The 20,204-nt window shown below is 60.7% G+C and carries 25 protein-coding genes; 14 read left to right on the forward strand and 11 right to left on the reverse strand.

The features are described 5' to 3' along the window. Positions 1–13 precede the first annotated feature (13 nt). From J2T09_RS04615 to J2T09_RS04625, 3 genes are all read left to right on the forward strand, one after another. Entirely contained in the window at positions 14–460 is a 447-nt protein-coding gene (locus tag J2T09_RS04615) for a DUF1036 domain-containing protein (RefSeq protein ID WP_306831693.1), read from the forward strand. Next, complete coding sequence (pyk, locus tag J2T09_RS04620; RefSeq protein ID WP_306831570.1) at positions 460–1,899, forward strand: pyruvate kinase; 1,440 nt, start codon at positions 460–462, stop codon at positions 1,897–1,899. The genes J2T09_RS04615 and pyk overlap by 1 nt, the downstream gene beginning before the upstream one ends. A gap of 76 nt (positions 1,900–1,975) precedes the next feature. Continuing rightward, entirely contained in the window at positions 1,976–2,503 is a 528-nt protein-coding gene (locus tag J2T09_RS04625) for a GNAT family N-acetyltransferase (RefSeq protein ID WP_306831572.1), read from the forward strand. A 9-nt stretch (positions 2,504–2,512) separates the two neighbouring features. On the opposite strand, the gene J2T09_RS04630 is transcribed toward J2T09_RS04625, so the two are convergent. The 3 genes from J2T09_RS04630 to ykgO form a co-directional block, all read right to left on the reverse strand. Beyond that, a complete protein-coding gene (locus tag J2T09_RS04630; RefSeq protein WP_306831574.1) occupies positions 2,513–3,553 on the reverse strand; it encodes an alpha/beta fold hydrolase in 1,041 nt (346 codons plus the stop codon). A 163-nt stretch (positions 3,554–3,716) separates the two neighbouring features. Next, positions 3,717–4,502 (reverse strand): tetratricopeptide repeat protein, encoded by a 786-nt coding sequence (locus J2T09_RS04635; protein WP_306831576.1) that lies wholly within the window; start codon positions 4,500–4,502, stop codon positions 3,717–3,719. A 102-nt stretch (positions 4,503–4,604) separates the two neighbouring features. After that, positions 4,605–4,730 (reverse strand): type B 50S ribosomal protein L36, encoded by a 126-nt coding sequence (gene ykgO, locus J2T09_RS04640; RefSeq protein WP_006726873.1) that lies wholly within the window; start codon positions 4,728–4,730, stop codon positions 4,605–4,607. Between the two features lie 291 nt (positions 4,731–5,021). Between ykgO and J2T09_RS04645 the strand changes: the two genes are divergently transcribed. Further along, positions 5,022–5,462, forward strand: a complete 441-nt coding sequence (locus J2T09_RS04645) for a PaaI family thioesterase (RefSeq protein WP_306831696.1) — start codon at positions 5,022–5,024, stop codon at positions 5,460–5,462. Here J2T09_RS04645 and J2T09_RS04650 read toward each other — a convergent pair. The 3 genes from J2T09_RS04650 to J2T09_RS04660 are packed head-to-tail and all read right to left on the reverse strand — an operon-like array spanning position 5,459 to position 7,238. Further along, on the reverse strand, positions 5,459–6,520 hold the full coding sequence (locus J2T09_RS04650) for a 5-(carboxyamino)imidazole ribonucleotide synthase (RefSeq protein ID WP_306831604.1): 1,062 nt from the start codon (positions 6,518–6,520) through the stop codon (positions 5,459–5,461). The two genes, J2T09_RS04645 and J2T09_RS04650, sit on opposite strands and share 4 nt — an antisense overlap. Before the next feature lie 5 nt (positions 6,521–6,525). Next, a complete protein-coding gene (gene purE, locus J2T09_RS04655) occupies positions 6,526–6,993 on the reverse strand; it encodes a 5-(carboxyamino)imidazole ribonucleotide mutase (protein WP_306831698.1) in 468 nt (155 codons plus the stop codon). A gap of 41 nt (positions 6,994–7,034) precedes the next feature. Further along, positions 7,035–7,238, reverse strand: a complete 204-nt coding sequence (locus J2T09_RS04660; protein ID WP_306831605.1) for a YdcH family protein — start codon at positions 7,236–7,238, stop codon at positions 7,035–7,037. Positions 7,239–7,643: 405 nt separating this feature from the next. Here J2T09_RS04660 and J2T09_RS04665 point away from each other — a divergent pair, with 405 nt between their 5' ends. Continuing rightward, positions 7,644–7,820 (forward strand): YdcH family protein, encoded by a 177-nt coding sequence (locus J2T09_RS04665; RefSeq protein ID WP_306831607.1) that lies wholly within the window; start codon positions 7,644–7,646, stop codon positions 7,818–7,820. 177 nt (positions 7,821–7,997) lie between these two features. Here J2T09_RS04665 and J2T09_RS04670 read toward each other — a convergent pair whose 3' ends face one another. After that, positions 7,998–8,267, reverse strand: a complete 270-nt coding sequence (locus J2T09_RS04670) for an ArsR/SmtB family transcription factor (RefSeq protein WP_306831609.1) — start codon at positions 8,265–8,267, stop codon at positions 7,998–8,000. A gap of 92 nt (positions 8,268–8,359) precedes the next feature. Continuing rightward, positions 8,360–9,124, reverse strand: a complete 765-nt coding sequence (locus J2T09_RS04675; protein ID WP_306831610.1) for a sulfite exporter TauE/SafE family protein — start codon at positions 9,122–9,124, stop codon at positions 8,360–8,362. Between the two features lie 110 nt (positions 9,125–9,234). On the opposite strand from J2T09_RS04675, the gene J2T09_RS04680 reads away from it, so the two are divergent. Beyond that, on the forward strand, positions 9,235–9,888 hold the full coding sequence (locus tag J2T09_RS04680; protein ID WP_306831613.1) for a thiamine phosphate synthase: 654 nt from the start codon (positions 9,235–9,237) through the stop codon (positions 9,886–9,888). Between the two features lie 8 nt (positions 9,889–9,896). Beyond that, entirely contained in the window at positions 9,897–11,003 is a 1,107-nt protein-coding gene (locus tag J2T09_RS04685) for a tetratricopeptide repeat protein (protein WP_306831615.1), read from the forward strand. Here the strand turns inward: J2T09_RS04685 and J2T09_RS04690 are convergent, their stop codons facing one another. Further along, positions 11,004–11,354: a hypothetical protein gene (locus J2T09_RS04690; protein ID WP_306831616.1), complete on the reverse strand. Its 351-nt coding sequence runs from the start codon at positions 11,352–11,354 to the stop codon at positions 11,004–11,006. Between the two features lie 213 nt (positions 11,355–11,567). Between J2T09_RS04690 and J2T09_RS04695 the strand changes: the two genes are divergently transcribed. The 4 genes from J2T09_RS04695 (at position 11,568) to J2T09_RS04710 (ending at position 15,607) form a co-directional block, all read left to right on the forward strand. After that, positions 11,568–12,368 carry an inositol monophosphatase family protein gene (locus tag J2T09_RS04695; RefSeq protein ID WP_306831618.1) on the forward strand — a complete coding sequence of 267 codons (801 nt, stop codon included), beginning with the start codon at positions 11,568–11,570 and terminating at the stop codon, positions 12,366–12,368. A 139-nt stretch (positions 12,369–12,507) separates the two neighbouring features. Then, complete coding sequence (locus J2T09_RS04700; RefSeq protein ID WP_306831620.1) at positions 12,508–13,596, forward strand: flagellar motor protein MotA; 1,089 nt, start codon at positions 12,508–12,510, stop codon at positions 13,594–13,596. A gap of 3 nt (positions 13,597–13,599) precedes the next feature. Next, the gene (locus J2T09_RS04705; RefSeq protein ID WP_306831622.1) at positions 13,600–14,631 is read left to right on the forward strand and encodes a peptidoglycan -binding protein; all 1,032 of its coding nucleotides are present in this window, start codon (positions 13,600–13,602) and stop codon (positions 14,629–14,631) included. Between the two features lie 67 nt (positions 14,632–14,698). After that, positions 14,699–15,607 (forward strand): hypothetical protein, encoded by a 909-nt coding sequence (locus J2T09_RS04710; protein ID WP_306831623.1) that lies wholly within the window; start codon positions 14,699–14,701, stop codon positions 15,605–15,607. An 18-nt stretch (positions 15,608–15,625) separates the two neighbouring features. Here J2T09_RS04710 and J2T09_RS04715 read toward each other — a convergent pair whose 3' ends face one another. Both J2T09_RS04715 and J2T09_RS04720 read right to left on the reverse strand, forming a co-directional pair. Next, complete coding sequence (locus J2T09_RS04715) at positions 15,626–16,942, reverse strand: glucoamylase family protein (RefSeq protein ID WP_306831625.1); 1,317 nt, start codon at positions 16,940–16,942, stop codon at positions 15,626–15,628. Between the two features lie 133 nt (positions 16,943–17,075). Then, entirely contained in the window at positions 17,076–18,824 is a 1,749-nt protein-coding gene (locus J2T09_RS04720) for an ABC transporter transmembrane domain-containing protein (protein WP_306831700.1), read from the reverse strand. Between the two features lie 239 nt (positions 18,825–19,063). Between J2T09_RS04720 and rpmE the strand changes: the two genes are divergently transcribed. The 3 genes from rpmE (at position 19,064) to J2T09_RS04735 (ending at position 20,111) form a co-directional block, all read left to right on the forward strand. Further along, positions 19,064–19,285, forward strand: a complete 222-nt coding sequence (gene rpmE / locus J2T09_RS04725) for a 50S ribosomal protein L31 (protein WP_132271598.1) — start codon at positions 19,064–19,066, stop codon at positions 19,283–19,285. A gap of 138 nt (positions 19,286–19,423) precedes the next feature. Beyond that, complete coding sequence (locus J2T09_RS04730) at positions 19,424–19,678, forward strand: type II toxin-antitoxin system prevent-host-death family antitoxin (RefSeq protein ID WP_306831629.1); 255 nt, start codon at positions 19,424–19,426, stop codon at positions 19,676–19,678. Positions 19,679–19,685: 7 nt separating this feature from the next. Continuing rightward, on the forward strand, positions 19,686–20,111 hold the full coding sequence (locus tag J2T09_RS04735; protein ID WP_306831631.1) for a hypothetical protein: 426 nt from the start codon (positions 19,686–19,688) through the stop codon (positions 20,109–20,111). The last annotated feature ends 93 nt before the right edge of the window (positions 20,112–20,204 follow it).

Here is a 20,204-nt window from a genome sequence, read left to right on the forward strand (position 1 = left end):
GTCCTTGTTCTCCATGTCCGCCCTTTTGTCGCCAACTCTTTTCGGGCTGGCGCTTGCCGCTGGCGTGTCGCTTTTCGCGCCCAGCGAAGCGCGCGCCGATTTCCGTGTGTGTAACGGAACCCAGAATCTCGTCGGTGTCGGTATCGGTTACCGCGCCCAGGAAGGATGGATTTCCGAAGGCTGGTGGCAGGTTCCTGCCTCGAGCTGCGCCACTCTCATCGAGGGCGAATTGGAATCACGTTATTATTATCTCTATGCCGAGGATTCAGCCCGTGGTGGCCGTTGGACCGGCGAAGTCAGCATGTGCGTCGCCGAGAACGAATTCAAGATTACCGGTGTCGGAGACTGCTTTGCCCGCGGTTACCAGAAGATGGGCTTCAAGGAATATGACACAGGCCGGCAGGGGAGCTGGATGGTCCAGCTTTCCGACACACCCGGCGCGCAAGAAGGCCAGAACTGATGAAGCGTAATCGCAAGGTAAAAATTCTTGCAACTCTCGGTCCGGCATCGTCCGAAGAGGCGATGATCGAGAAGCTGCACGAAGCCGGCGCCGATCTCTTTCGTATCAACATGAGCCATGCCAGCCACGACATGATGCGCACGCTGATCACGCGTATTCGTGCCGTTGAAGCCCGCTCCGGCCGCCCGATCGGCATTCTCGCCGACCTTCAGGGCCCGAAACTGCGCGTCGGCAAGTTCGCCAATACCAAGGTGACGCTGGCCCCCGGTCAGACCTTTACGCTCGACAACAATGAAGAGCCGGGCGACGAAAACCGCGTATTCCTGCCGCATCCGGAAATCCTGTCTTCCGTGAAGGTTGGCGACCGCCTGCTGATCGACGACGGCAAGCTGGCGCTGAAGGCAACGGCGGTGGATGGCAAGTCGATCACCTGTACGGTCGTTGCCGGCACCAGCATTTCCGACCGCAAGGGCGTCAGCCTGCCGGATACGCTGCTCGAAGTCGGCGTTTTGACCGACAAGGACCGCGCCGATCTGGACGCCGTTCTCGCCACCGACGATGTCGACTGGGTTGCGCTCTCCTTCGTGCAGCGCCCGGAAGATCTGGTCGAAGTGCGTCGCATTTCCGGTGGTCGCGTCGGCCTGATGTCGAAGATCGAAAAGCCGCAGGCTCTCGAGCGCATCGAGGAAATCATCGAGCTTTCCGACGCACTGATGGTTGCCCGTGGCGACCTCGGTGTCGAAATGCCGATCGAAATGGTTCCGGGCATCCAGAAGCAGCTGACCCGCGCCTGCCGCCGCGCCGGCAAGCCGGTCGTCGTTGCCACGCAGATGCTGGAATCGATGATCACCGCCCCGGTGCCGACCCGCGCCGAAGTGTCGGACGTGTCGATTGCCGTGTTCGAAGGCGCAGACGCCGTCATGCTGTCGGCCGAATCGGCTTCCGGCCAGTATCCGGTCGAAGCCGTGTCGATGATGGCGTCGATCGCGCATCAGGTGGAGCAGGATCCGCTTTACCCGAGCATCATCTACGCACAGCGCGCCACGCCTGAGGCAACCGGTGCCGATGCGATTTCGCTCGCTGCCCGCCAGATTGCCGAAACGCTGAACCTGGCCGCCATCGTCACCTACACCTCGTCGGGCACGACCGGTCTTCGCGCCTCGCGCGAACGCCCGAACGTTCCGATCCTGGCGCTTTCGCCGAAGGTGCAGACCGCACGCCGCCTGTCGGTCTGCTGGGGCCTGCACTGTGTGGTTACCCATGATGCGACCGACCTCGACGACATGGTCAACCGCGCCTGCCGCATCGTTGCCGAAGAACAGTTCGGCAAGGCCGGCGACCGCATCATCATCTCGGCCGGCGTTCCGCTCGGCACGCCGGGCGCCACCAACATGGTCCGCATCGCCTACATTGGCGAAGACGGCCAGAGCGCTGCCTGAGCCTTCTCGGGTTTGATCACGACATTCGAGCGGCCGGAGCAATCCGGCCGTTTCTGTTTCAAGGGGTTTCTCGACGATGCATTTGCCGACTGCCGCGATCCCCACACTTGCCGGCACCCGACTGACACTGCGCGCGCCGCGCATGGAGGACTGGTCGGCCTATTGCGCCTTCATGGCCACGGATCGTTCCATCTACATGGGCGGCCCGCATCAGGAGGCAATCGCCTGGGGTATGTTCTGCCACGATGTGGCGCAGTGGCATCTTCTTGGGCACGGTTCGCTGATGATCGAGGCGGGCGAAGGTGAGGCTGCCGCCGGACAATGTATCGGTCAGGTAGGTATCAATGCCGGGCCGCTGTTTCCCGAGCACGAGCTTGGCTGGATGCTCTACGACGGTTTCGAAGGCAAAGGATATGCATTCGAGGCAGCCAGCCGGATGCGCCACTGGGCTTTTCGGACGCTCAAGCTTGAGACGCTCGTGAGCTACATCCATCCCGAAAACGCGGCCTCGTGCCGCTTGGCGGAACGGCTGGGCGCGGTGCTAGACAAGGATGCGGCACGGCATGATCCGGCCGATCTCGTGTATCGGCATGCGCGCCCGTAAGCGACGCGATCAGTTCCGCTCGATCGTTACGCCCACCGCCGGCTTGGCCGGCTCACCGCTCTGCATCAACCGTGCCTCCGCCACTCGTGCCGTCGCCTGCAAATCCCGCTCCAGCCCCGCCACCTTTTCGATGGCCGCGATGCAGAGATCAGTAACGACGTAATCCGGCTTGTGGCCGAGACCGTGGACCATGATCAGTTCAGAACTTTCGATATCGCGGGCAAGGCCCTGCGAGTGGATTTCTTCGAGTACGACCGGGTCGCTGTCGCCCGTGATGATCACGGTTGGGGCCTTGATCTCCTTGTAGCGCGGCGCGATGCGGGTCACGTAGTCATGCAGATTGAAGACATCGGTGGCGTTGGCGCGGAAGGTGGCGGGGCGCAGGATAAGGGCGGGGGCGCCTTCCTCGACATAGCGGTCGCGGCGGTGGTTGGGGCTGAACACGGATTTGGTGGCGCCATCCATCAGGAACATTCCGGCCGGCAGCGAGACGAGACGGGTGAACAGCCAGCCGATTACCGGTTTTGGCGCGAGGCTGTAATACCAGTCGACGCCGCCCGGCCATGGATGGGTGGCGGGGGATAGGAAAACGAGGCCGGCCGTCTTTTCCGGATGGAAGACGGCAAAACTGGCGGCAATCGCGCCGCCGAAGGAATGCGAAACGATGATGGCGCGTTTGATGCCGTAGGCATCCATCAGTTTGGCGATGGCGGCGGCCTGACCGTCCGGCGTGTCGTTTTCAGGTCCGCCGCGCTCGGAATACCCGTGGCCGGGGCGATCGATGAACAGCATTTCGGCGCGCCCACGCAAGGGGGCGAGAAAGGCCGCCTCCTGATCCCGAAGATTTCCGCTGGCACCGTGGATGAACACCAGAGGCGGCAGATCGGCCTTGTCGCTGGCCGGCACATGCAGCGCATTCATGCGGTAACCGCCGACATCCGTCAGGGTGCCGATATTGGGAAAACGCCGCTCTATGGCGGCTGACTGCCATGCGGTGAAGGCGAATGCGGCGGCGATAAGAAAAGCGATGCAGATCAGGGCTGTGATCATCGGGAGAAAATGTCTGGAGGGGTTTTCGGTGGCGGGGGCGCGGCGATGCATGTTCGATATAACGAAGACATAGGGCGGCGAGTTTCAGCCGCACAGATGTCATTATTGTTTTGAAAACGACTCATTGCGGAAAGCGGAAGCCCGGTCAGGCCGCGCCAAGCGATCAGGTACGGCTGCCGGCGATCTTTTCCGAGAGTTTTTCCATCTGCTCGCGGGCTTGCCTGTCGGCCGGGTAGATGGCGAGATATTGCGCCAGCGCCTTTTCTGCTGCGCCATCTTCCTCTGCTTCCATGAGGATTGCGACCATGCCGGCGATGGCGCCGAAATGGCGGGGTTCGCGTTTCAGCACTTCACTGATATCGGCCATCGCCTTGCGCGGATCGCCCATCGTGTAATGCAGCGTGGCGCGCTGGTGCCATGCGCCGGTGAAATCGGGATCGATGATCGTGGCGCGGTCGAGGAAATCGAGCGCAGCGCCGTTGTTCTTCTTTTCCACGGCCTCGGATGCCCATTGCAGCAGAAGGTCGACGGTCGGGCTGCCCGACTCGCTCCAATCGGTCTGGATTTCTTCGGCAATGCTTTTTGCCTTGTCCGGGTTACTCTCGCGTTTCAGTTGGGCAAGCAGGCTGTCGATTTTTGCCGCTGGTGAAAGGTTTTCCGTGGGCGGGGCGGCCAAAGGGGCTGGGGGTGTCTGCGCCTGTTGCTGCTGTTCCTGTGGTTTCGCTCCCGGTGACGGCGGTGTTTCCACATGCCGCTCGGGCAGGGGCGGCAGCGGCTGATCGGGGGCATGGGATTGCGGCGGGATGGTTACGCCCGGCAGGTCGTTATTGCCCGGTGCGGCGCCATTCGGGGTTTCCTGCGCATAGGCGGGGCCAGGCGGGATCAGGCCGGCGAGCGGCATGGAAACGAGGGCGAAGGCCAGCGGGGTGGCAAAACGGAAAAAGCGCATGGCGGAAAAGATAATCCGCCTGCGCTCAATATCAAACCGAAATCGGTCTTTTATCAACAATGTGATAAGCAGCGGCTTTCCGTTGAAAGCCGCAATCCGCAATCAGCCCTGACGAGCCTTGAAGCGCGGGTTCTGCTTGTTGATGATGTAGATGCGGCCCTTGCGGCGAACCAGACGGTTATCGCGGTGACGAGCCTTCAGCGCCTTAAGCGAGTTCTTGATCTTCATTGTACTGATCCAGCAGTCTGTGGGCCGTTAAGCCGCTTGTCTCTATCAATCAAAAGCGCACCGCTTTGTTCATCAAAGGATGGCGCGCCTTTAGGTTGGCGTCGAGATACAATCAGCGTTGGCGCATGTCAACCATATGACGCGGTTTTCCGGGGCTTCTCGTGGCGTCGGCACCGATTTTCCGCAGCTTTGCCACAGGTTGATGCGCCTTTACCGCGATTGACAATGCGGGAATGAACGCAAATCCTGCCCCTCATACATGGTTTGACGGGAGGAAGAGTGGTGGATTTCATGAAAATGACGGGGCTGGAACTGCTGCAGGCCTCCGCGGCGGGGCTGATTCCGGCCGCCAGCATCTCGCAGACCATGGGAATGAAGGGCATGGAGGTGGAAAAGGGGCGGATAGTCATCCATGCCCGCGCCGATTCTCGCCATCTCAATCCGCTCGGCGGCGTGCATGGCGGGTTTGCCGCGACATTGCTCGACTCGGTGACAGGCTGCGCTGTGCACAGCATGCTCGATGTCGGCATCGGTTTCGGCACGGTCGATCTCGGGGTAAAGATGATGCGGCCGGTACCGCGTGATCAGGATGTGGTGGCCGAGGCGCGGGTGACGCATCTTTCGCGGTCGATCGGCATAGCCGAGGGCACACTGAAGGATGCGGACGGCAATCTGCTGGCAAGCGCGTCGGCCACCTGTTTCATCAAGCAGCCGAGAGCGGAGCAGGCTTAATCGACCAGCTGCGTGACATGGCCCATCTTGCGGCCGGGGCGGGCTTCGGCCTTGCCGTAGAGATGAACGTAAACGTTCGTGCTCTTCAGCCATTCCGGCAGCGCGTCGATATCGTCGCCGATCAGGTTGGTCATCACGCAATCGGAATGACGCACCGGATTGCCGAGGGCTAGACCAGCGACGGCGCGGATGTGTTGTTCGAATTGCGAGATGATGCAGGCCGCTTCCGTCCAGTGGCCGGAATTGTGGACGCGCGGTGCGATCTCGTTGGCGATCAGGCCGCCATCCGGCATCACGAAAAACTCCATGCCGATGACGCCGACATAATCGAGTGCGGCCAGCAGTTTTGTCGCTGCGTCACGGGCGGTCTGCGCCGTCGCATCATCGATGCGGGCGGGCAGGGTGGAGGTGTGGAGGATGCCGTTGCGGTGCACGTTTTCGGCTGGATCGTAACATTCGACAGAACCGTCGATGCCACGGGCAGCGATGATCGAGACTTCGCGGTCGAAGGCGACAAAACTTTCAAGGATGAGCGGCACGCCGCCGAGCGCGTCGAATGCGCCGGTCAGGTCTTCGCCGCCGCGAAACACGCGCTGGCCCTTGCCGTCATAACCCATGCGGCAGGTTTTCAGGACACCCTGTCCGCCGAAATCGGCAAGTGCCGTTTCCAGTTCGGTCTGGCTGTTGACGGCGTGGAATTTGGCCGTCTCGATGCCGCAGCTGTTGAGGAAGCGTTTTTCGGTGAGGCGGTCCTGCGCCACATCCAGCGCCTTGGCCGGCGGATAGACGGGGACCGAACGGGCCAGCGTTTCGGCGGCGGTCACCGGCACGTTTTCGAATTCGTAGGTGACGATATCGCAGCGGCTCGCCAGTTCGGCCAATGCGGCCGGATCGTCGTAAGCGGCGGTGATCTGAGCATTCGCTACCTGGGCAGCGGGACAATCGGCCTGCGGTTCCAAAATGATGGTGGAAAAATTCAGGCGGGCAGCGGCCATTGCCAGCATGCGGCCCAGCTGGCCGCCACCGATAATGCCGATCGTCTTCATGGTCTTGCTCATTCGAGTCAGGGAGCCTCGTCGCTCGGATATTCGGCAACCGATGCGGTGTGCTCGGCGCGGTAGGTGTCCAGCCGGTCGGCCAGATCTTCGTCGGACAGCGCCAGTACGGCGGCGGCCATGAGGGCGGCGTTGATGGCGCCCGCGCGGCCGATGGCCATGGTGCCGACAGGAATACCGCCCGGCATCTGCACGATCGAATAAAGGCTGTCGAGGCCGCTCATGGTCTTGGACTGCACCGGCACGCCGAAGACAGGCAGCGGGGTCAGCGATGCGGTCATGCCCGGCAGGTGAGCGGCACCACCGGCTCCGGCGATGATGACCTTAAAACCTTCGTCGCGGGCGCCCTTGGCAAATTCATACATGCGGTCCGGCGTGCGATGGGCAGACACGATGCGGGCTTCATAACCGATGTCGAGCGCATCAAGTGTATCGGCGGCGTTCTTCATGGTTTCCCAGTCGGACTGGCTACCCATGATGATGGCGACGGCGGGTCTGTCGGTCACGGCAAAACCTTTCAGGCGATGATGTCGGGAAGGATCTGGTCTTCGAGCTGGGTCATCTTGTCCTTGATGGCCAGCTTCTTCTTTTTCATGCGCTGCACGCGCAGAGCTTCGGCACCGACTTCGATCATGGCATTGATGGCGACGTCGTAATCCTCGTGCTCCTGACGGAGGCGTGCAAGTGCGAGCCTGATATCCGCCTGCTCCTGATCGGCCATGACCTTTGTCCCCATTCATGCCCGGGCCCTTTTGGACCCTTAAATATTGGGCAAGCTCCTACCATCAAAAGGTGAGAAGGACTAGCCTGACAAGGCGTCAAATGAAGTGACGGTTACCGCTGATCACAACTTCCGTCACGATGGTGAACGGATGTTGTCGCTTGGTGCTTGCGCCGAGCACCAAATCGGGCCGATTTCAGCGTGCCGGTGGTAGCGGAATAACGGAACGCAATTTAATTTTAGAAATCGATCATAATTCGTTATCAATGCCACGGTTTTGCCCCGTTCTTATCAAGATTTCACCTTCGACAACGGACCCGGATCGTGTCACACTTCCTTCGTAAACCTGAGGCCTCCAACCGATTGGATGGCTGGAGGCAGGTACGAAAAGGAAGGAAATGCCACATGACCGTACAGGCTCATATTGCATCGCTTGAGAAGAAACACGAAGGTCTTGAGGACGAACTTCAGAGTGTTCTTGCGTCTCCCTCCACGGACGATCAGGCGATCGCCCACCTCAAAAGACGCAAGCTGCGTATCAAAGATGAGCTGGAACGCCTGAAAGGTTCTACGCGTCACTAATCCCATTTAAGACGTAACGAGTTTCGAGCCGTCGCCGGATCGCCCATGATGAGATGGTTTGAGCGGCGGCTTTTTCGTTCTCGGGATCTGAGGAGAATATTTATGGTAAACAGATGCTTAAGTGGCATTTGTTGGCAAAGAAATTCAGCAGGTTAACGCAGAGAATGAACGGTGGGCTCAGGCGTCTTCGCCCCAGAACTGGTCGAGCCACAGGTTCAGCCGGTCGAAACCGCCGACATTGATCGCATAGATGCGGCGTGTGCCTTCGGATGTCACCGTGACCAGATTACAATCGAGCAGGGCCTTCAGGTGCTGCGACACCGCAGGACGGCTGATCGGCAGTCCCTTCGCCAGTTCGTTGACGGTTTTCGGCGCTCGCCGGAGTTCCTCGAGCAGGTGGCGCCGGTTGGGGTCGGCGATGGCTGTGAAGGGATCAATCGCTGTCATGGCGGGCAGGCTAGGGCATGGGTCCTGTCCCAGCAAGACACATTGTGCACCGCAGCGATGTTTGTTCCCGTCACACTCTCGTGTGCAGGTGTTTACATCAGGCCGTCCCAGAGCAGCTTGAGACCGGCGGCGAGCGCCAGCGCATACATGAGCGGATAAAACAGCTCTATCTTCATGCGCCGCACCAGCGCGGCGCCGGCCATGGTGGCGAGAAAGGCGACAGGCAGAAGCGTGGCGGAAGCGGTCAGGTTTTTCGTATCGAAAGCGCCGAGTGCGAAATAGGGAACGACTTTGACCGCATTCACCAGCGCGAAAAAGCGCACGCTGGCACCGGTATAGGCACGCGGATCAAGCCGCATCGGCATGACATAGATCTGGAAGGGCGGGCCGCCGGCATGAGCGACGAAACTGGCATAACCGGACAGCATGCCCCAGAAGTTCGCGGCCACCGGCCGGTGCGGCAAAGGTGGAGTTTCGTGGTCGGCGGGCGTCATCCATTTCTGCTGGAAATAACGCAGCGCGAACAGAATGGTGGCAACCGCGATGACGACGCGCAGCGCATCGGCCGAGACCATGGCAGACGTTGCCCAGCCGAGCGCGATGCCGACAATGCCGCCGGGCAGGATCATCAGCAGCGTTTTGCGGTCGTTGAATTTGCGCCATGCCCACAATGCGACGATATCCATGACGATCAGGATGGGCAGAAAGATCGCCGCCGCTTCCACCGGGCCGACGACCAGCGCCATCAGCGGCACGCCCATCAGCGCCAGCGCGCCGCCAAGGCCGCCCTTGGAAAGACCGACGAGAATCACGGCCGGGATGGCCGCCAGAAAGAAATCGAGCGAAGGGAGAAACATGAAGCGGTGTTGATCCTTGTGCCGCTCCGGTTTATCGAATTTGCCAGAACAAGGCGAGGGCGCGATGCCGGGAAACGGTTCGCCTCGCAACCAAAGAAATGGAAACACCCATGTCCGCATCCGAAGACCGCTGCCGCCTCGTGCTGATCCTGCCCGATCTGGCTGATGACGCAGCGCTTGTGGAGCAACTTTCCGCAGCGCTTGAAGGCGGCGATGTCGCATCGGTGATCGTACCGCAATATGATCTGGCCGAGCAGGCCTTTCAGGCGCGCGCCGAAAAGCTGGTGCCGCTTATTCAGGAGGCAGGTGCCGCCGCGATGATCTGTGGCGATACCCGCGTGGCCGGTCGCTCCAAGGCCGATGGCCTGCACATCACCGGCCCGCTGGAAGAGCTTGGCGAGGCGATCGAAAAGTTCACGCCGAAACTGATGGTCGGCGCCGGTGCGGCGGCCGATCGCCACAAGGCGCTCGAAGTCGGCGAGTTGCGCCCGGATTACATTTTCTTCGGCAAGCTGGATGGCGACATCAAGCCGGAAGCGCATCCGAAAAACGTGGCGCTCGGCGAATGGTGGGCGGCGATGGTGGAAATTCCCTGCATCGTCATGGGCGGCACGGACGCGTCTTCTGCCGTGATCGTTGCCGAATCCGGCGCCGAATTCGTGGCCATGCGCCTGGGTGTATTTTCGCACCCGGAAGGTCCGCGTGCGGCCGTTCAACAAATCAACGCGTCCTTGGACGAAAAAGCGCCACGGTTTGACGCTTGATGAGCTTCATGAGCCGCGCCCGTAAACCATCGATGTACAAAAAACTGATGCCCGCCATGGCAATCGTCTCGGCGCTCGTGCCGATCGTCGCCGAGGCCCAGCAGTCGAAAACGCCACCGCGCGCGGTGTCGCGCCCGCTCGAAACCGGCGCGCAGTCGTTTCGCGGTGCGCGTGATGCCGGCGAAAACGGGCAGGGCGGCGATATTCCTTCGAGCGGCATCACGCTTTATCAGCGCATGGGAACGGCACTGCCGGACCTGCCGCCGGAAAAACCGTTCACGGGCAAGATCGATGAAGCTTACGGCGCCTATCAGCGCGGACTTTACGTGACAGCGCTTTCGATCGCGCTTCCCAAGGCGGAAAAGGGCGATGCCGCCTCGCAGGCGCTGGTCGCGGAAATGACCCTGCGTGGGCAGGGCATCAAGCAGGATATCAATTCGGCGGCGTTCTGGTTCGGAAAGGCCGCCGAGGGCGGCGATCCGTCGGCGATGTTCCAGTATGCGCTGATGCTGATTTCCGGCCGCGGCGTCAAACACGACAAGGCCAAGGCCGACGAATACATGCACAAGGCGGCCGAAGCCGGCAATTCGTCCGCGCAGTTCAACTGGGGCCAGATCCTGATTTCCCAGAACCCCGGCGAAAAGGGTTTGAAGCTGGCTCTGCCCTATTATGAAAAGGCGGCGGTGCAGGGGCTGGCGGATGCGCAATATGCGGTGTCGCAGCTTTATGTGGCCATCAAGGACCTGCCGCCGGAAAAGACGCGGCGCGCACGCGAATTTCTGGAGCGGGCCGCCAAGGCCGGTTTCGATACGGCGCAGCTCGACATGGGCATCTGGCTGGTGAACGGCGTCGGCGGCGAGCGCGATTTCGACAAGGGTTTCACCTGGCTGAGGGTCGCTGCCGTGCGTGGCAATGTGGTGGCCCAGAACAAGCTGGCGCATCTTTATATCAATGCGCTCGGCACGCGGCCGGATCCGGTCGAGGCGGCCAAGTGGTATGTGTTGTCGCGCCGTGCCGGTCTGCCCGATCCGGCGCTGGAGGATTTTTATCTCGGCATCAGCGAGGACGTGCAGAAAAAGGCGATCGAGGCGGCCAACCGGTTCCGCCGCAGCTGATCAGTTCAGCGATGCCTTGAGCGCAAACAGCGCGCCACGGATGATGAAGCCGTGGGCGATGGCGAGAATGAACACGGTTGCCAGCCACAGGATGAGATAGCGGCCCTGAACGGCGGCAACACGCTTGTCGAGCCTCGGCGCGAGCGCGAACACAAGCGTGGCAAACGCGGCAGCGGCAGGCAGGACCGACAAGGCCACGCCCGCCGATGCGAATGTCGTTGGTTCGCCCCAGAGCGTGAAATGGATCGGCAGCTCGGTGCCGGCCGGCAGCGCCACGCCAAGCCCGATCGAAAGAGAACTCATGGTGATCAGCAGGCCAAGGCTGACGAACAGCGGCAATGCGATGGGCAAGTTTTGAACTCCTGCTGGTGCGGCATCGGCCGGAAAGTTCGGCCCGTGTTGGCGCGCTTGTCGCAAAGGTGACATGAACTGGCAAGTGTCAACTATGTCGCGCCTCACTTGAATTTCTCGCGGTTTTATGGTCATGAAGCCGCACATCACGACAAACTGACAAAAAGACGTCCCGCCCGACGAGTGCGCGGGGCAAATCCCAAGGATATCCGCATGGCACGCTCCGCCCTTCTCAACGTCATGGTTCAGGCTGCCGTCAAGGCGGGCAAGTCTCTCACCCGCGATTTCGGCGAGGTGCAGAACCTGCAGGTTTCCGTCAAGGGACCGGGCGATTTCGTCTCGCAGGCTGATTTCAAGGCGGAAAAGATCGTTCATGACGAGCTGATGAAGGCGCGTCCGACCTACGGTTTCCTCGGTGAGGAAGGCGGCGAGGAAAAGGGCACCGACGGCGCGCATCGCTGGATCGTCGATCCGCTCGACGGCACCACCAACTTCCTGCACGGCATTCCGCAGTTTGCCACTTCGATCGCGCTGGAGCGCAATGGCGAAATCGTTGCCGGCGTCATCTTCAATCCGGCGACCGACGAACTCTTCACTGCCGAAAAGGGCGGTGGCGCCTTCCTCAATGACCGTCGCCTGCGCGTGGCTGCCCGCCGCGTTCTGTCCGATTGCGTTATCGGTTGCGGCGTGCCGCATCTCGGCCGTGGCAATCACGGCAAGTTCCTCGTTGAGTTGCGCCACGTGATGGGCGAAGTTGCCGGCGTGCGCCGCATGGGCGCTGCCGCCCTCGATCTCGCTTATGTCGCTGCCGGCCGTCTCGACGGTTTCTGGGAAGCCGAACTGCATCCGTGGGACATGGCTGCCGGCCTGATCCTCATCAAGGAAGCCGGCGGTTTTGCCTCCGACATGAAGGGCGGCCAGAACATGTTCGAGACCAAGACCGTGGTTGCCGGCAATGAACTGATCCAGAAGGCGCTGCTCGAAGTCTCCAACCGTCCGGTTCCGAGCCGCTAAAAAAGCGCGGCATGATATGATGCCCCACCCCGGCAGATTGCCGGGCGGGGTAAAATCCTCATGCTTTTCCAGTGCTTCGGCACTTCAATTCGTCGCAATTATAAAATAGCTTCCGTTCACGATTTGCGGAGGCTGTTTTATGACGAATGATAGTTTGGGGGATGTGGACGTTTCCGAATCTGCTCCGCGCGATTACGGCCACAAGCTTTCCAACCCGATCCCCTTCCTGTGGACGATGACGATCTTCCTGATCATCATCGGTTTCATCGCCGCCATCCTGTTCCGGCAGGCGCAGCACGCCTTCATGACCAATCCGGGCCTTAACGGCCTGATTCTCGGCGTTCTCCTGATCGGCGTGTTTCTGGTCTATGCGCAGATCGTTTCGCTTATCCCGGAAGTGCGCTGGTTCAACTCGTTCCGCGCCGCCGGCAGCGCCGACAAGGTGGGTCGCGAGCCGAAACTGCTGGCGCCGATGCGCGCGCTTCTCGGCCGTCGCCGCAAGGTGGCGCTGTCGACCGCGACGCTGCAATCCATTCTCGATTCGATCGGCACGCGGCTTGATGAAAAACGCGACACCTCGCGTTACCTCATCGGCCTTCTCGTTTTCCTCGGCCTGCTCGGCACGTTCTGGGGCCTGATCGAAACGATCGGCTCGATCAGCGAGGTTATTCAGGGCCTGGACCCGGCCTCCGGCAATAACAACGATATCCTGACCGCACTGAAAAGCGGACTGACCGCGCCGCTGTCCGGCATGGGCACGGCGTTCTCGTCCTCTCTGCTGGGTCTTTCCGGTTCGCTGATCCTCGGTTTCCTCGACCTGCAGGCCGGTCGCGCCCAGAACCGGTTTTATACGGAACTGGAAAACTGGCTGTCTTCCGTGACCGAAGTCGGCAGCGAACATCAGCATCTGGTGACCCCCGGCGTCGTGCCGGCCGCACCTGCCTCCGTCGATGAACTGCGTGCGCTGACCGAACAGTTGCAGAAACTGGCCACCGCACAGGCGCAGGCGCAAGGGGGGCCGCAGGCGGAACGTTCGCTGTCGGCCATGGCCAATCTCGCCGAGGGCATTCAGGGCCTCGTGAAGAACATGCGCGGCGAACAGCAGATGCTGCGTGACTGGATCGAGGCGCAGCAGGAGGAATCGAAGGCGATGCGCAAGTCGCTCGACCGGCTGAGCGAAAAGCTGGCCTCTGAAAAGCCGGCTACCGACAAAAGCGGGAGCAAATAAGCGATGGCGCTCGGCAGAAACCGCCGCAGCGAGCGCGGCGTCGATTATTGGCCGGGTTTCGTCGACGCGCTGTCGACGTTGCTGCTCGCCATCATGTTCCTGCTCACGGTTTTCGTGCTGGCGCAGTTCATCCTGAGCCGTGAAATATCCGGCCGCGACGAGGTGCTGAACCGCCTGAACAGCCAGATTTCCGAATTGACGGAATTGTTGGCGCTGGAAAAGAGCGGCAAGACCGATCTCGAAGATACGCTGGCCAACCTGCAATCCTCACTCGTCACCTCGGAGAACGAACGGACGCGGCTGCAATCGTTGCTCGATCGCGGTGCTGGTGCCGGCGATGCGGCCAATGCCCGTGTTGGCAGGTTGACTGATGAGCTTAGCCAGGAAAAGCAGATTTCTGCCCGCGCCTCGAGCCAGATCGAACTTTTGAACCAGCAGATCGCCGCACTGCGCGCCCAGATCGCTGCTGTCGAAGGTGCCTTGCAGGCGTCGGAAGCCAAGGACCAGTCATCGCAGGCGCGTATCGCCGATCTCGGTCGCCGCCTCAACGTTGCGCTGGCGCAGCGCGTGCAGGAACTCAACCGCTACCGGTCCGACTTCTTTGGCCGTCTGCGTGAAATCCTGTCCGACCGCGAAAACATCCGCATCGTCGGCGACCGTTTTGTCTTCCAGTCGGAAGTGCTGTTCCCGGTCGGCGGCAACGAACTGGACGATGCCGGCCGCGTCGAGATGGACAAGCTGGCATCGGCGCTTCTGGAACTGGCGCAGGAAATCCCGGCCGAGATCAACTGGGTGCTGCGCGTCGATGGTCATACGGACAATGCGCCGCTCTCTGGCACAGGCCGTTATCGCGACAACTGGGAACTTTCGTCGGCGCGCGCGACCTCCGTGGTGAAATACCTGATCACCAAAGGCGTGCCGGCCAATCGTTTGGTTGCTGCCGGTTTTGGTGAATTTCAGCCTATCGCCGAGGGCGACACGCCGGATGTGCGTTCACAGAACAGGCGTATCGAGTTGAAGTTGACGGAGCGATGAGGGTAGCGGCAAGTTGATTGACTGTTCCTCAATGCAAGAGGGCGTGAATGCTTGTTGGAGAGGGCAGATGAAAGCTTACGATATCGAGGTTTCAGAGCTGGTGCTTGCGCCGGAACAGCAGGGCGGACAAGGCTGGTGTTATGGCCTTCCTCCCGGCATCGGTCCCGAAGAGTGGCCGCTCGATCCGTGGAGCGGTTATCCGATGATGCACGGTTTCACGATTTTGCTGCCCGAAGAGTATCGCATTCACGGGTCTGAAATCGCCGCTCTCTCCTTCTTCGCGACCTCACCCGATCACAATGACGGGTCGCATGTTCAGGGGTATGAGGGCACAAGATCTGTGATCGAAATACCCGGCGATGCTCCGCCCGGCGATCCGCAACTCCGGCCGTTCTGGGAGCGGGCCTGCATGGCGCATCCCAGAACCCACCGGATGTACGACATACTGGATTGTGCTTATGCGGTTATCCTTTTGACACGCGAGGAGTTTGACGCCGGACCGTGTATGCCGCCGCCTGCCGTCGACAGTTCTTTGGTCGGCATGGTGCCGCCACCTCTGTGGTTGTCGAAAGGTGCTTTTAATTCTTCGGACTTTTTTACCGCGAGCCCCGCTTCCTCTGGTGAAGAGGTGGGCGACAGGCATGTCCACCGGCCGTTGACATGGACTGCACGAGCCAATGATCCCAATGCCGGTATGCCGCCACGTGATTATTACGGCGAAGAGCCAGAGGAAGGCGGTTATCGACCTTTCTTCTATTGGCTTGATGGAAAGACCGAAATCGAGAACTGGCGGGAACATGAATGGGCTGATGGCCATGCGGCCAACCACATTGGCGGTACAATGCGCCCTGCGCAGAACACGCCTGACTTCAGTCCGTATTACATCGAATTCGAAGAGGACTTTGGAGGGTACAATTTTGGTGGAGGCAATGCGCAGTTGGATTTCCGCGACATGAAATTCGATTTCGCTTGCTGATCCAACCCTCTCCAGCATTCACCTCGAATGCTGGTTGCCCACCTGAAAATCCAGCCTTGCCAGCCCACGCCGCACTTCCGGCGCCTTCATGAACAGGTCCCACAAAAGTCCGGTGCGAAAATTCTCGATCAGCGCGACGATCGGGCCCTGGTCGATGACGATGTAATGTGGGGCTGTCCAGTCGCCTGATGGGGTGAAGGCATCGACAAAACCGAGTGGGCCGAAGAGGGCGCCATTGTCGAAGGCCATGAAGGCGCGCAGGGCTTTTTCCGCCTCGCGCGGCAGGAAGGGGAAGCTGGAGAGCGCGGCGGTCGGGGCAATCGCGCCAAAATCCTCGGTGGGTGAACTGGCGGCGTAGCCATAGGGGATTTCCGAGGCCGTCAGGCCCCAGACATTGGCTTTGCGGTATTCCGGCACGGTGAGGCAATAATCGTGGTTGATGCGCGCATGCGCCACCACCTGCTCCCAATAATCGCCATAACGATCTTCCAGCCCGCGCGGATCGAGCGCGCAGAAGGAATATTGCGACATGAACAGCGGCCCGCCCAGCGGTTCGCCGAAGGGCAGGCGGGTGCCAAAATAGCTCTCGCCGTTGACGAAGGCGCCGTTACGCGTCCAGCCGGAATGATAATTTTGCGGATCGATGGGGTGGGTGTTGGAGCCGGCGGCGAGGATGTAGGCCGAGAGCGATTCGTTCCAGCCGGTGATCGGCAGGTTCATGATCCAGTCGTGGTCCTTGCTCCAGTGCCAGTAAAGCGGGCCGTCATCGTCGCCGCGGGTGTACCAGCGCCAGTCGGTTTCGTCGTAGAGGCGGGTAATTTTTTCGCGCAGTTCGTTTTCGGCTTTGTTGTCACCGGCAAAATATTCGCGGGCGCAGATCAGGCCCTGCATCAGCAGCGCGGTTTCAACCAGATCGCCGCCGTCGTCCTTCTGCGAGAAGGGCAGGACATCGCAGGTCGTGCCATGGATGAGATGGGAAAATGCGCCGTGGAAACGTGGTGCGCGAAAAAGGTTCTTGACGATGAGGGCGGTGCGCTCGAGGCATTCTTCTCTCGAAATCCAGCCGCGCTCGGAGCCGACCAGCAGCGCCATCAGGCCGAAACCGACACCGCTCATCGCCACCGCATCGGTCGCCATGTAACCGTCGGCACGGCGCTTTTCGAAGGGAAGGCCGGTTTCCGGATGGCCGCCCTCCCAGAAATACAGAAATGTGCGGTACTGCACCTCATCGAGAAGTGCATCGAGGGGGAGGGAGGCTGGCGCGTGGGCCAGTTGGGTGGTGACATCCATGCCGTCGAAACGCCTTGAGCCCTTCTGAGAATCGGAACGCTGCATGTCTTTCCGTTCGCCGGGCCGTTCGTTCTCCGGGGCGAGAAAGCCACCGGTCATCCATGCCGAGACAATTCGGCAAATGGATGATCGTTAGGTCAGGCTAACATGAGTGTATTAGCAGTATATTAACTGCGTTTCAGTGGGTGAGGCCGTTCGGGCGTTCCAGTCCGCGGTCGAACTGCAGGCGTGCGAGCTTGGCGTAAAGCCCGTCATCGGCGGCAAGGCTGTGGTGGGTGCCCTGTTCGACGATATGGCCGTTCTCCATGACGACGATACGATCGGCCTTCAGAACGGTCGCAAGGCGATGGGCAATCACGATCGTGGTGCGATCCTTCATCAGCCCGTCCAGCGCCTTCTGCACCAGCGTTTCGCTTTCGGCATCGAGAGCCGAGGTGGCTTCGTCAAGCAGCAGCACCGGCGCATCTTTCAGGATGGCGCGGGCAATGGCGATGCGCTGGCGCTGGCCACCGGAGAGCGTGATGCCGCGTTCGCCGGCCAGCGTATCGTAACCGTTGTCGAGCGCCGAGATGAAACCATCGGCCTGTGCGGCGATGGCGGCGGCGCGGACTTCATCCCGTGTGGCGTCTGGCTTGCCGAAGGCGATGTTGTCGTGGATCGAAGCGGCAAAGATGGTGACATCCTGCGGTACGATGGCCATGCGCGAACGGAGGTCGGTGAGGCGTGCCTGTTTCACGTCGATTCCATCCAGCTTCACGCTGCCGGCAATCGGATCGTAATAACGCAGCAGAACCGAGAGGATCGTGCTCTTGCCGGCGCCCGACGGGCCGACGATGGCGACGGTTTCGCCGGCCTTCACCTTCAGAGACAGGCTGTTGAGCGTGACGGCGCTGACGCGGCTCGGATAGGCAAAAGACACATTGTCGAACTCGACTTCGCCGCGCGCCGGCGAGGGCAGGGCGACGGGTGTTTCAGGATCACGGATGGCCGGGACTTCGTTGAGCAGTTCCATCAACCGTTCGGCTGCACCACCGGCCTGCGAAAGATCGCCCCAGACTTCCGACAGCTGGCCAAGCGAGCTTGCCAAAAGCACGGCGTAAAGCACGAACTGGCCGAGCGTGCCGGCGCTCATCGTGCCGGCCAGAACGTTCTGCGCGCCATACCACAACACGCCGACAATGCTGCCGAACACGAGCAAAATGCCGACGCCGGTGAGAAGTGCGCGTGAACGGATGGCGTTGCGGGCGGCGTCATAGGCGAATTCGACGGTTGCGCCATAGCGCGTAGCGGCTTCCTGTTCGCCGTTAAACGCCTGGATGGTGCGCACCGCGCCGATGGTTTCCGATGCAAAGGCGGAGGTTTCGGCAAGCTTGTCCTGTGCCGCGCGCGAGCGGCGGCGCACGGAACGGCCGAAGGCGACCAGCGGAAAAACGATCAGCGGGATCGCACCCAGCACCATGCCGGAAAGGGCAGGGCTGGTATAGATCATCATCACCATCGCCCCGAGACAGAGGATGAGATTGCGCAGCGCCAGCGAGGCCGAGGAGCCGAAGGCGGACTTGATCTGGGTCGTATCGGCCGTCAGGCGCGAAACCAGTTCGCCGGACTGGTTGACGTCGAAGAAGGACGGGGAGAGCGCCGCGATGCGGGAAAAAACTTCACGGCGGATATCGGCGACGACGCGCTCGCCGATGGTGATGACATAATAATAGCGCATGGCGCTGGCGAGCGCGAGAAGCGAGGCCAGAACCAGCATCATACCGAAATAGTTGTTGACGAATCCGCCGTCTGCGGCGGCAAAACCATGATCGATCATACGGCGCACCGCCAAGGGCAGGGCCAGCGTGGTGATGGCGGCGAGCGTCAGGAAGAGGATTGCCGCGCAAACCATGCCGCGATAGCGCAGCACATGCGGCATAAGACGCATCAAAGGCTGCGGTGAACGGCGGGTCTTGGTCTGGTTTTCCTGGATATCGGCCACAATAGTCCTCTTGATCGGTCATGTGCCGACGGTCGGTTGCGGGCACTTGTACTCTCGGTGACCTTCCTGTATAGGCTCCGCATCAAATTGGGAAGCTCGGAACGGAAACCGGTCCAGGCTTCAATTTATCGTTCAGGGCTCGGCGCTTCACTGTGACAAATGAGCCCTCTATCAGGAAGAGTGTCATGAAGGCCAGCATCCATCCCGACTACCACGTCATCAAAGTCGTCATGACCGACGGCACCGAGTACGAAACCCGTTCGACCTGGGGTTCGGAAGGTCAGGTCATGAACCTCGAAATCGACCCGAAGTCGCATCCGGCCTGGACCGGCGGCAACCAGCAGATGCTGGACCGCGGCGGCCGCGTTTCCAAGTTCAACAAGCGTTTCGGCGGCCTCGGCCTCTAATTCCTGCTTGTTTTGGAATGCAAGAAGCCTGGCGCAAGCCGGGCTTTTTTGTGTTTTGGGCGGCGAGAATATCCGCCTTGCTGATCTGCAGCATCGCCATATAATTCTAGCTTGGTTTTCGCGAAAAGGATGGCGCTCATGCGCAAGGTGGCCTCGGCCGAATTCCGGCGCAAGCTCGAAGAGTATCAGGGGCAGGCCCAGCAGGAGCCTGTGGAGATCACGCGCGACGGGCGTCGTGAACTCGTGCTGATGTCGGCAGACCATTACGACTGGTTGCGGGCGGCGGCGCAGAGAAAACACCATACGGCCGATGCGCTGGACGCCATTATCGATGCCGTCGACACGGCGGAGATGGCGCCTGAGCACAAGGTGCTCGATGATCTTCTGAAATAGGTGGCTGATGGCGCTGCCGGACCCGAAGCCTGGTCTTGTCGTGCGCTATGATTATGTCTGGGCGGACGAAGCCGCCGGCGGTCGCGAGCAAGGGAAAGACCGGCCCGCCTGTCTGGTCGCGGCGAGCGATAAAGTTGTGCAACCGCGATACGTGGTTCTTTTGCCAATCACCCATAGTCCGCCTTCCGGCGCCGTGGTTGGAGTTGAAATTCCGGCGGCCGTGAAGCGTGCGCTTGGTCTGGATGATCTGCCCAGTTGGGTCATCGTTTCCGAGCACAATGTCGATGAATGGCCGAATGCCGGTCTGTCCCGGATTGCCGGGGCTGACAGCCCGTTCGCTTACGGCTTCATTCCGCCGGGCCTGTTTGCCGCCATCAAGACAAGGTTCCTGGATTTGGCGCGAGACCATAAGAGCCGATCCACTCGGCGATAAATCTGCTGCTTGCAGATTTACGAGTTAAATCTAAGGTTGTTTTGTGGCTGCTTTCACGTGTGTGGATAGCTGCGATGAGAATAATGACTTCCG

Origin of the sequence: Neorhizobium huautlense (genome assembly GCF_030811685.1) — a bacterium.
GTDB classification, from domain to species: Bacteria; Pseudomonadota; Alphaproteobacteria; order Rhizobiales; family Rhizobiaceae; genus Neorhizobium; species Neorhizobium huautlense_A.

What these genes read in the sequence shown, in the direction of transcription:
- J2T09_RS04615 (WP_306831693.1), top strand. Translation starts at nt 14, where the DNA reads ATGTCCGCCCTTTTGTCGCCAACTCTTTTCGGGCTGGCGCTTGCCGCT.
- pyk (WP_306831570.1), top strand. Translation starts at nt 460, where the DNA reads ATGAAGCGTAATCGCAAGGTAAAAATTCTTGCAACTCTCGGTCCGGCA.
- J2T09_RS04625 (WP_306831572.1), top strand. Translation starts at nt 1,976, where the DNA reads ATGCATTTGCCGACTGCCGCGATCCCCACACTTGCCGGCACCCGACTG.
- J2T09_RS04630 (WP_306831574.1), bottom strand. Translation starts at nt 3,553, where the DNA reads ATGATCACAGCCCTGATCTGCATCGCTTTTCTTATCGCCGCCGCATTC.
- J2T09_RS04635 (WP_306831576.1), bottom strand. Translation starts at nt 4,502, where the DNA reads ATGCGCTTTTTCCGTTTTGCCACCCCGCTGGCCTTCGCCCTCGTTTCC.
- ykgO (WP_006726873.1), bottom strand. Translation starts at nt 4,730, where the DNA reads ATGAAGATCAAGAACTCGCTTAAGGCGCTGAAGGCTCGTCACCGCGAT.
- J2T09_RS04645 (WP_306831696.1), top strand. Translation starts at nt 5,022, where the DNA reads ATGAAAATGACGGGGCTGGAACTGCTGCAGGCCTCCGCGGCGGGGCTG.
- J2T09_RS04650 (WP_306831604.1), bottom strand. Translation starts at nt 6,520, where the DNA reads ATGAGCAAGACCATGAAGACGATCGGCATTATCGGTGGCGGCCAGCTG.
- purE (WP_306831698.1), bottom strand. Translation starts at nt 6,993, where the DNA reads ATGGGTAGCCAGTCCGACTGGGAAACCATGAAGAACGCCGCCGATACA.
- J2T09_RS04660 (WP_306831605.1), bottom strand. Translation starts at nt 7,238, where the DNA reads ATGGCCGATCAGGAGCAGGCGGATATCAGGCTCGCACTTGCACGCCTC.
- J2T09_RS04665 (WP_306831607.1), top strand. Translation starts at nt 7,644, where the DNA reads ATGACCGTACAGGCTCATATTGCATCGCTTGAGAAGAAACACGAAGGT.
- J2T09_RS04670 (WP_306831609.1), bottom strand. Translation starts at nt 8,267, where the DNA reads ATGACAGCGATTGATCCCTTCACAGCCATCGCCGACCCCAACCGGCGC.
- J2T09_RS04675 (WP_306831610.1), bottom strand. Translation starts at nt 9,124, where the DNA reads ATGTTTCTCCCTTCGCTCGATTTCTTTCTGGCGGCCATCCCGGCCGTG.
- J2T09_RS04680 (WP_306831613.1), top strand. Translation starts at nt 9,235, where the DNA reads ATGTCCGCATCCGAAGACCGCTGCCGCCTCGTGCTGATCCTGCCCGAT.
- J2T09_RS04685 (WP_306831615.1), top strand. Translation starts at nt 9,897, where the DNA reads ATGAGCCGCGCCCGTAAACCATCGATGTACAAAAAACTGATGCCCGCC.
- J2T09_RS04695 (WP_306831618.1), top strand. Translation starts at nt 11,568, where the DNA reads ATGGCACGCTCCGCCCTTCTCAACGTCATGGTTCAGGCTGCCGTCAAG.
- J2T09_RS04700 (WP_306831620.1), top strand. Translation starts at nt 12,508, where the DNA reads ATGACGAATGATAGTTTGGGGGATGTGGACGTTTCCGAATCTGCTCCG.
- J2T09_RS04705 (WP_306831622.1), top strand. Translation starts at nt 13,600, where the DNA reads ATGGCGCTCGGCAGAAACCGCCGCAGCGAGCGCGGCGTCGATTATTGG.
- J2T09_RS04710 (WP_306831623.1), top strand. Translation starts at nt 14,699, where the DNA reads ATGAAAGCTTACGATATCGAGGTTTCAGAGCTGGTGCTTGCGCCGGAA.
- J2T09_RS04715 (WP_306831625.1), bottom strand. Translation starts at nt 16,942, where the DNA reads ATGCAGCGTTCCGATTCTCAGAAGGGCTCAAGGCGTTTCGACGGCATG.
- J2T09_RS04720 (WP_306831700.1), bottom strand. Translation starts at nt 18,824, where the DNA reads ATGCGTCTTATGCCGCATGTGCTGCGCTATCGCGGCATGGTTTGCGCG.
- rpmE (WP_132271598.1), top strand. Translation starts at nt 19,064, where the DNA reads ATGAAGGCCAGCATCCATCCCGACTACCACGTCATCAAAGTCGTCATG.
- J2T09_RS04730 (WP_306831629.1), top strand. Translation starts at nt 19,424, where the DNA reads ATGCGCAAGGTGGCCTCGGCCGAATTCCGGCGCAAGCTCGAAGAGTAT.
- J2T09_RS04735 (WP_306831631.1), top strand. Translation starts at nt 19,686, where the DNA reads ATGGCGCTGCCGGACCCGAAGCCTGGTCTTGTCGTGCGCTATGATTAT.